The following is a 9,126-nucleotide window of genomic DNA, read 5'->3' on the forward strand; positions in this document are numbered from 1 at the left end:
GTTATCGGTAGTGGCATTGCCGGGCTGCTCCACGTTCTCCTGGCCCGCGCCCTCGGAGCAAGCCACATAGTCGCCACTGACATTGACGAGTATCGATTGGAAGCAGCCAGGAGATTCGGGGCAGACATCGCCCTGCAGGCATGCGAATATCGGCCGGAGCGTTTCCGCGAGGTGAATTCGGGAAGGTTGGCCGACCTGGTGATAGTCTGCACCGGTGTGATATCCGCTATCAACCAGGGCCTGGAATCCGTGGAACGCGGCGGGACGATACTGCTGTTCGCACCAACCGACCCGGGCGTTACCATCCCGGTGTCTATCAACGACTTCTTTTTCCGCAATGACAGAACTATTGCCACGACCTACGCGGGCAGCCCGGCCGACCACCAGACGGCGCTGGACCTGATTGCCGCCGGCACTGTCCGGGTAGACCCTATGATTACCCAACGCCTGGGTCTGGCGGAGACGCAGGAAGGCTTCCGGCTTGTCGCCGAGGCGACGGAGTCCATCAAGGTCATCATCGAGCCACAGCGGTAGCTGCCGTAATCCCTGTTACTATCTCGGTGCCGGCCTGGGGAAGGTGTTTATCCGCCCACCGTCGACAACCAGGGTATGCCCGCTGATGTAGCTGGCGGCGTCGGAAGCCAGGAAAAGGGCCGCAGCAGCAAGCTCTTCCACCTCGGTGAGCCTTCCCAGGGGCAACTGCGTCATAAATCCCTTGAAGAGCTCTACGTTGGTGTTCTCGGTCTTGACCACGGTAGGAGCCAGACCATTGACCCGGATGTTGTACTCCGCCAGCTCCGCGGCCAGCAGCTTGACCATCATTTCGTCAGCAGCCTTTATGATGCTGTAAGCGCCCTGTCGACCCGTGGGCCGGATGCCTGCGGTGGAGACCATGTTGATAATGCTGCCTTTGTTCTTTTCTATCATCACCCTGGCTGCCGCCTGGGCACAGAGGAAGTACCCTTTGACGCCAATGTTGATAGTGGTGTCCCAGTCTTCTTCGGCAAGCTCGACCAGGGGGCCCCGGGCGTAGACCACCGCGTTGTTGACCAGGATATCTATCGTCCCGAACTCCTGAACAACACGGTCGACAAGGGCATCAACCTCACTCTTCACGCCGACATTCGTTTTCACCGCCAGGGAACGCCGCCCCAGCGCCCTTATCTCTTCGGCCACCTTCTCCAGGTCGGGCAGGGTACGACCACATACCACCACATCGGCACCAGCCTCGGCAAAGGTCAGTGCAATCGTCCTGCCGATCCCCCTCTTTGCGCCGGTTATCAGGGCTACTCTACCAGTCAGAGAAAAGTCCGGAAGTGTCATTTTCCCACTCCTTTTACATTGCTAGTCCTCAGTTACAGAAATACCAGGTAGTATGTTCCGCAGGGTAAGACCCTTCGTTACACTCAGGGTGACACACTATTGTCATGTCATTCTGAGTTTCCCTGCTGGCTTTGCCAACAGGCCGAAGCCGAAGAATCTATAAAATTTAAGCGGATTTGTGCGACCAGGTACTAGTCCATGCTGGCAGGTTAACACCGGTCTACCCCACCGGTCAAGGCGAGGGTGTTTACAGCCTGCCGGAACAGGGCAATTTGGATACTCCTTATAAAACGGTCTGACTACATCCGAAGGAACGTTAGTATCCGGAAGTTAATGTTGACAGGTCGTGCCGGATTCCACTACGATACTGACAGCCCGAAAAGGACATTTGCCGGCTGGTCCGGCCAGCATACCCTGAACTGCCAGACGGTTACCAGCCGGGTCTTACAGAAGCACAACAGAAGGAGGGCCAATATGGTCTCAGAGGAATCAGAGAAGCTGGCAGCGTTCCGACAGGAGGTCCGCGACTGGCTGCGGGCAAACCTGCCCGAAGGTTGGGGAACGCCTGAGTACCAGATGCCGGAGCGGCTCAGTGAAGAGGCGCAGGCACTGGGCGAAGAGTGGACCAGGAAGCTGTACGACGCCGGCTACACTGCCTTCGGCTATCCCGAAGAATATGGTGGCATTAAACGTCCCCGGGAAGAGATAGTCATCATCCGCGAGGAGATGATGCGCTGCGGCACACCACCGGGCCCGATGTCCCAGGGTCTCCTCATGGTAGCACCCACTATCCTGACTCACGGGCAGGAGTGGCAGAAAAATCGTTTCATTCCCAAGATTCTGAGCGGTGAAGAAAGCTGGTGCCAGGGCTTCTCTGAGCCTGACGCCGGTTCCGACATGGCAAATGTCCGCACTACCGCGGTACGCGATGGCGATGAATGGGTGGTCAACGGACAGAAGGTCTGGACAAGCAACTGGAAGTTCGCTGACTACGGTCTGCTCGTCTGCAAGACAGACCCGGATGCACCGCGACACCGCAACCTGAGCTACTTCATTTTCGACTGTAATGCCCCCGGCTTCAGCCGAAGACCGCTCCGCCAGATGACCGGCGAGGCCGAGTTCGGCGAGATGTTCTTTGATAACATGCGTATCCCCCATGAAAACCTGCTCGGTGAACTTGGCAGGGGCTGGTACGTTGCCCTCACCAGCCTTGCCGCAGAGAGGTCCGGCGGTGCCGGTATGGCTTTTGTGGGAGGCGGAAGCGCAGTCGGCGCCCGCCGCATCCTCTGGGGAGTAGATGCCATCGTCGAATTGGCCAAGAAGACCAGCCGACGCGGTAAGATACTCTGGGATGACCCCATATTCCGCCAGAAAATAGCCCAGTTTGCCATCGAGGGCGAAGCCCTCATGTATAGCGCCATGCGTGCCGCGGCCCGCCGGCGCAAGGGAATCGACCCCGGCAACGACATGTCCGTGGGCAAGAACTTCTCCGCGGAAATGAGGCAGAGACGCGGAGATATGGTGATGGAGATGCTCGGGGCATACTCCCAGATGGTGCCGGGTTCCAAGCTGGCGGTCGATGAGGGGATGTGGGTATACCAGATGCTCCGCTCGCGTGGCGCTACAATTGAGATGGGCACCTCGGAAATCAACCGCAATATCATCGCCGAGAGGATACTGGGACTGCCCAGGTAGTCCGGGTACTTGTTCTATTATAAGAGTAAAAACGCTCAGTGACGTTAAGGAGCACCAAGTATGGAATTCAGCCTGAACGAAGAACAGGAAATGCTCAAGACCATGGCCCGGGACTTCCTGGAGAATGAATGTCCCAAGACGTTTGTCCGGGAAATGATGGATGATGAGGATGGCCATTCGCCCGACCTGTGGAAGAAGATGGCCGAAGTAGGCTGGCTGGGCCTGATACTACCCGAGGAATATGGCGGGAGCGCGATGAACTTCCGCGACCTGGCCGTTCTCTGCGAAGAGATGGGCCGAGCCATGATGCCCGGCCCCTTTCTTTCCACCCTGCTCATGGCGGGACTGCCCATCCTCGATGCGGGTACGGATGAACAAAAGAGCAAGTTCCTCCCTATGATTGCCAATGGAGAGGCGGTCTTCACGCTGGCAGTCACCGAGGAAGACGGTGACTTCTGGCCTGAAGGGGTACAGTTAAAAGCTACCAGGATGGGCAATGACTATGTCCTCAACGGCACCAAGTACTTCGTACCTGACGCCAGGGCAGCGGACTATATCATCGTGGCGGCCCGCACCCGCCGCTCCGAGAACCCCGAAGAGGGAATCACTCTCTTCCTGGTAGACACCTCGGAATGGGGTACCTATGTCGCCCCACTGAAGGGTATAGACGAGACCAGAAAGCAGTACGAACTGGTCCTCACCAGGGTGGCTGTTCCCAGCAGGCACATCATTGGCGAAGTCGACAAGGGCTGGCCAATCCTCCAGGATATGGCTCTCAAAGCGACGGCGGCACTCTGCGCCGAGATGGTTGGCGGCTGCGAGTGGATACTGGAGACTACCGTCAACTATGCCAAGGAGAGGGTGCAGTTCGGCGTGCCCATCGGCAGCTTCCAGGTGATAAAACACAAGTGCGCCGACATGTACTCCGCACTTGAGTATGCCCGGTCCCTGATGGAAGCCGCCGCCGAGGCAATCAGAGAGGACAACTCCGATGCCCCGGTACTGGTTTCAATTGCCAAGAGCTACTGCTCCGATGCCTACAAGCTGATAGCAGACCACGGCATCCAGATACACGGCGGTATCGGCTTCACCTGGGACCACGACCTGCACCTTTACTTCAAGCGCGCGCGCTCGTTCGATATTGCCTTTGGTGACAGCACCTACCACCGGGAGCTTATAGCCCGGAGTCTCGACTGATACCTGCCGGAGCAGGAGACAGACAGGATAGCGGGACCCACTCTTAATACAGCCCCTATCCTGACCTGAATAGGGCCCACCTCACTCTACGGCTTAAACGATAACCGGAAAAGCCATATGGATACCGTTTCTATCCATATAAGCAGAACCAGGTAAAAGGAACGCTGCAATAGTCCCGGAGCAGGTACATGCGATTGTACGGCAAAGACTATCGATAATACCAGCCCTAAGAATGAGGCAGCGATAGTGAACCAGGTAAAGCCGAACCACGATGGCTTTTTATAGACGCTCCCAGCGAACATCCACATACCCAGAAGGATTGACAAACAGGAAGTGATAATAGCTGTATTGTGTACGATGCCTTCCGGATTTAGAGGGGTGCTGCTCCCACCAGGTGTATCTTGAAAAACACCAGCAAGAATCATTGAGATACCGTAAATGGTTAGCGAAAACCAGGCTATGTGAGCTTTTATTCCGTGCTGAAGCCTAAGATACAATGCGTAAGAAAAACCAATTATTAACACTCCGTAACTGATAAAACCGGCAGTCATCAGTTCCGGATTTGCGCTCCCCTGGTCACTTAACTTGCTGACTGTGTTCGTGATGTGATTGTAACCCGGTGTCAGATGTCCGGCGAGAAGGATAAAGAATAGCATTGCAGGAGGCGCCAGCATGCCGCAAATAGAGAGTATCCGGGATAAATAAACTTTGGCCATTAGAAAGATTTTAATGGAGGATTCAGGACCCTGTCAAAAAAGTGATTTCATCGGCCTGATGTATTGGAGATAACATCCAAACAAGTCCTGGTGAGATTGGTGTTCTTTTTCTTCAGATGTAATGTAGTGAGTAATCCATATTAGTTGCAATCTCAGGTAATCAGTAGTATCATTTACCCGCCCTTCTGTTCCTTATGGTAAGAATGAGCACATCAGTACATAACAATAGGTCACCTGTCACTTGTGGTGAGAGGAGCGAAGACAGTTGAGGATATGTCTACTGTCCTACAGGGGCAACCCTTATAGCGGTGGGCAGGGCATATACATCTACTATCTCTCCAGGGAGCTCCGTGACCTTGGCCACGAGGTGCATGTCATATCCGGGCCACCCTACCCGGAAGTAGTGGACGGTATCACACTGCATAAGCTGGAGAGCCTGAATCTCTACGAGTCTCCGAACACCTTCTGGCAGGACCTTTCCCGTGTGCGTAATCCCCTTCGTTTCTACGAGTTCCTGATGGTGTGCCTGGGGACACTCCCGGAGATGCTGACCTTCAGCATACGTGCCTACAACCGGATACGTGCCCTTCAACCCAGACTCAAGTTCGACGTCATCCATGATAACCAGTGCCTTGCCTACGGTCTGCTCCTGATGAAGCGCCTCAATATCCCGGTTGTCGCCACGATACACCACCCCATCCATATCGACCGCCAGATAGAACTGGACCAGGCCGAGAGTCTCCGGGAAAAGTGGCGATTATGGCGATGGTTCTCCTTTATTGGAATGCAGCGCCGGGTTTCTCCCCGACTGGACAGGATAATAACCGTCTCCCGGAAATCCGCCGATGACATACAGCGCTTCTTCAAGGTACCCGAGAAGCTGCTGCGAGTTGTCCTCAACGGTGTCGACATCGACTTCTTCCACGGCGATGGACACATCCCCAGGGAACCTGACAGCCTGATAATGGTCAGCAGCGGCAACGGGCATACCAAGGGACTACCCTATCTGCTCCAGGCCTTACACAAGCTCCGGAATGAGGCCAGTGTCAAGCTGACCGTGGTGGGTAATGGTGACCCGCAGGCCGAGCCGGCCACGCTGGTCAGGGAATACGGACTCGAAGACACCGTCCGCTTCACCGGCAAGATTAAAAGGGAGGAGCTCGCCAGTCTCTATGCCACAGCCGAGATAGCCGTAGTCCCCTCTCTCCACGAGGGCTTTGGCTTTCCCGCCGCTGAAGCAATGTCTTCCCAGCTTCCGATAGTATCCACAATAGCCGGGGCACTCCCGGAGGTGGTCGGTAAGGATGGCTCTGCCGGTATCCTGGTACCTCCACGCGATGCCGACGCCCTCGCGGGCGCACTCAAGTACCTCCTTGCCAACAAGCAACTGGGCAGGAACATGGGCGAAGCCGGGAGGAAGCGAGTGGTCGAGAACTTTAGCTGGCGGCAGGCGGCCAGCCAGACGGTACAGGTGTACGAGGAGCTTTTGTGAATGCTCACGGTAGACTACGAAATCCTTGGAATCAAGGCGGGAGAGCGGGTACTGGATGTCGGCTGCGGCGAAGGAAGGCACTCCGGCCGGGCATATAAAGAGGCCGGGTGTACCGTCTGTGCCCTGGACCTTGACCAGGCCAACGTACTCAAGACCAAGTATCTTCTCCAGCTCATGGACGAAGAAGGACAGTCGCCAGGCAGATACCTGGCTCTCCGGGGAAATGCCCTGCATCTACCCTTTCGGGATACCCACTTCGACAAGGTTATCTGCTCCGAAGTACTGGAACACGTTCCCGATGACGTGCAGGCAGTGCAGGAGCTTACCCGTGTCCTCAAGGACGACGGCACACTGGCAATCAGCGTACCCACCTATTTCAGCGAGACCGTCTACTGGAGACTGTCCCCGGACTACCACCATCAGCCTGGGGGGCATATCCGGAAATACCGTCAGCGGCAAATAGTGAGCCTGCTGCGCCAGCAAGGTCTGACCATCTACACCACCCGACGCAAGCACGGCCTGCACTTCTTCTACTGGCTGCTCCGCTGTCTCTCCGGCATCAAGCGGGAGCAGGCGCGGGTGCCTGCCATATACCACCGCTTCCTGGTATGGGACATCATGCACAAGACGCGGCCAGTCCGTCTCCTGGAGAACATGCTCAACCCGTTTCTTGCCAAGAGTGTCGTACTGTATGTCCACAAAGACCGCAAGGAGCCGGCGAATGCTTAGCTCCAGAATGACGGCGTCCGAGTTGCGGGAGTTCGTCAACAGGACGGGGGCTTTCATTGCCGCCCACCAGTTGCCCTCCGGGGCTATCCCCTACTACCGGGATGGGGTAATAGACCCCTGGGACCATGTGGAGTGTGCCATTGCCCTGGATATGTGCGGCATGTCCGATTCTGCCGCCAGGGCCTACCGATGGCTGGCCGAGCTACAGAACCCTGACGGTAGCTGGTGGTATACCTACCGGGACAACCGGCCGGAAGAACCGGCCAAGGACAGCAACCACAGCGCCTACGTCGCCACCGGTGTCTGGTACCACTACCTGGCTACCAGAGACAGGACCTTCCTCGACGAGATGTGGCCCGTGGTGGAAAACGGCCTTCACTTCACCCTTGGCCTGCAGCAACCCACCGGGGAGGTCTACTGGTCACGGGACCCCGGAGGCAACCCCTGGCCAAGCGCTCCCCTGAGCGGGTCGAGCTGTATCTACCTGAGCATAGTCAATGCGCTCAAGATAGTCGATGTCCTGGGGATTCAGCGACCGGAGTGGGAAAAAGCAGCCCGCAAGCTGGCCAGTGCTATCCGGGAACAGCCCCGGCTTTTCGACGTCCACGGTGACAACCACCGCGGCTACGCCATGAACTGGTACTATCCCATCCTGACCGGCTTGATATCCGGAGAACGGGCCAGAGAGCGTATTACCGGACAATGGGACAGGTTCGTAGTCGATGGCCGGGGGTGCAGGTGCTCCCTCGACCAGCCCTGGGTCACCGTGGCCGAGACCTGTGAACTGGCGCTGGCGCTGGCCGGTATCGGTGATATGGACAGGGCGAACATGCTGCTCGAATGGGCACTCCGGTTGCAGGACTCGGACGGCGGTTTCTGGACCGGAATAAATGTCGACGAGCAGCTAATCTACCCCCCTGACGAGAAGACCACCTGGACGGCGGCAGGGGTGATAATCGCCTCCCTGGCCGATACGGAGAACTCGCTGTTCGCGAATCTGTGAGGTTAGTGTGCTGCAACGCATCTTTCGGCGACTGCTTCCCAGGAGAGACCCCTCCAACGACTGCGTTGGCAACGACTGCGTTGGCAACGACTTCGTCGGCTACGAGGTACTGCTGGACTTTATCAGGGAGCGTTCCCTGCACCGGCTGGAAGGTGACCTGGTCGAGATTGGCTCCTTCATGGGCGGCGGGACCGCCAAGCTGGCCAGGTTCGCCCGCAGGCACGGCAAACGCGTCTTCGCTATCGATGTCTTCGACCCCGGTGCGGATACCACCGCAACTGAAGACGGAGTGATGATGTGCGATATCTACCAGGCATTCCTCGAAGGGCGCTCCCAGCTTGAAGTCTACCGGGAGACCACCCGTGGCCTGGACAACATTGTTACTATCGTTGAGGACTCGAAAGCGGTCTCATTTCCCCCGGAACAGAGGTTCGTTTTCGGATTCATCGACGGCAACCACCGGCCGGACTACGTCCGTAACGATTTCAACCTCATCTGGTCCAACCTCGTTGCCGGCGGCGCTCTCGGCTTTCATGACTACAATTTCGGACTGCCCGAGGTTACCCGCTGTATAAACGACCTGATGGCGGAGCACACCGACGAAACAGGTGAAGTGCGCGAGATTGAAACACAGCACATTATCCTGCTAGTCAAGAAGCATACTACGGGTGGAGGCTAGTACTCAGTTGCAGAAATACCAGGTAGTATATGCTGCGATCACAGCAGGGTGATGAAAAACTCTTTCGACCAACCCCCGTACGGCCCATCTGTGCCGTCTGGGCCACACGGGATAGGGCGTACACCAGTGCGTGTGTTCTGTTGGGTGGAAGCCGAATCAAGGGGGACACCCCCTTGAAATCCCCCTCAAGAGGGGGCGCCTCTCAGAAGAGGCAGGCCCATCAGAATGGGCACCCCCTCTTTAACACCCCAAAGCGGTGTGAAGGACAATTTCCGGCAAGGTTCATTCGCAC

The 9,126-nt window shown here is 56.8% G+C and carries 8 protein-coding genes; 7 read left to right on the forward strand and 1 reads right to left on the reverse strand.

Going from position 1 to position 9,126, the window contains the following annotated elements; genetic code table 11:
- Nucleotides 1-534: zinc-binding dehydrogenase (locus VMW13_06410; protein ID HUV44445.1), on the forward strand; the 534-nt coding region annotated here is incomplete at its 5' end.
- Nucleotides 535-552: 18 nt separating this feature from the next.
- Here VMW13_06410 and VMW13_06415 read toward each other — a convergent pair.
- A complete protein-coding gene (locus VMW13_06415) occupies nucleotides 553-1,323 on the reverse strand; it encodes a glucose 1-dehydrogenase (GenBank protein ID HUV44446.1) in 771 nt (256 codons plus the stop codon).
- A gap of 474 nt (nucleotides 1,324-1,797) precedes the next feature.
- Here VMW13_06415 and VMW13_06420 point away from each other — a divergent pair, with 474 nt between their 5' ends.
- The 6 genes from VMW13_06420 (at nucleotide 1,798) to VMW13_06445 (ending at nucleotide 8,834) form a co-directional block, all read left to right on the forward strand.
- On the forward strand, nucleotides 1,798-3,018 hold the full coding sequence (locus VMW13_06420; protein HUV44447.1) for an acyl-CoA dehydrogenase family protein: 1,221 nt from the start codon (nucleotides 1,798-1,800) through the stop codon (nucleotides 3,016-3,018).
- A gap of 60 nt (nucleotides 3,019-3,078) precedes the next feature.
- The gene (locus VMW13_06425; protein HUV44448.1) at nucleotides 3,079-4,215 is read left to right on the forward strand and encodes an acyl-CoA dehydrogenase family protein; all 1,137 of its coding nucleotides are present in this window, start codon (nucleotides 3,079-3,081) and stop codon (nucleotides 4,213-4,215) included.
- A 981-nt stretch (nucleotides 4,216-5,196) separates the two neighbouring features.
- Nucleotides 5,197-6,423: a glycosyltransferase family 4 protein gene (locus tag VMW13_06430; protein ID HUV44449.1), complete on the forward strand. Its 1,227-nt coding sequence runs from the start codon at nucleotides 5,197-5,199 to the stop codon at nucleotides 6,421-6,423.
- Nucleotides 6,424-7,152, forward strand: a complete 729-nt coding sequence (locus VMW13_06435; GenBank protein ID HUV44450.1) for a methyltransferase domain-containing protein — start codon at nucleotides 6,424-6,426, stop codon at nucleotides 7,150-7,152.
- The gene (locus tag VMW13_06440; GenBank protein ID HUV44451.1) at nucleotides 7,145-8,155 is read left to right on the forward strand and encodes a hypothetical protein; all 1,011 of its coding nucleotides are present in this window, start codon (nucleotides 7,145-7,147) and stop codon (nucleotides 8,153-8,155) included. The genes VMW13_06435 and VMW13_06440 overlap by 8 nt, the downstream gene beginning before the upstream one ends.
- A gap of 7 nt (nucleotides 8,156-8,162) precedes the next feature.
- Complete coding sequence (locus VMW13_06445; protein HUV44452.1) at nucleotides 8,163-8,834, forward strand: class I SAM-dependent methyltransferase; 672 nt, start codon at nucleotides 8,163-8,165, stop codon at nucleotides 8,832-8,834.
- Nucleotides 8,835-9,126 lie beyond the last annotated feature (292 nt).

This window comes from Dehalococcoidales bacterium (assembly GCA_035529395.1).
Lineage (GTDB): Bacteria > Chloroflexota > Dehalococcoidia > Dehalococcoidales > Fen-1064 > DUES01.

Excerpts from the sequence above, each read along its gene's own strand:
- VMW13_06415 (HUV44446.1), bottom strand. The coding sequence starts at position 1,323 with ATGACACTTCCGGACTTTTCTCTGACTGGTAGAGTAGCCCTGATAACC.
- VMW13_06420 (HUV44447.1), top strand. The coding sequence starts at position 1,798 with ATGGTCTCAGAGGAATCAGAGAAGCTGGCAGCGTTCCGACAGGAGGTC.
- VMW13_06425 (HUV44448.1), top strand. The coding sequence starts at position 3,079 with ATGGAATTCAGCCTGAACGAAGAACAGGAAATGCTCAAGACCATGGCC.
- VMW13_06435 (HUV44450.1), top strand. The coding sequence starts at position 6,424 with ATGCTCACGGTAGACTACGAAATCCTTGGAATCAAGGCGGGAGAGCGG.
- VMW13_06440 (HUV44451.1), top strand. The coding sequence starts at position 7,145 with ATGCTTAGCTCCAGAATGACGGCGTCCGAGTTGCGGGAGTTCGTCAAC.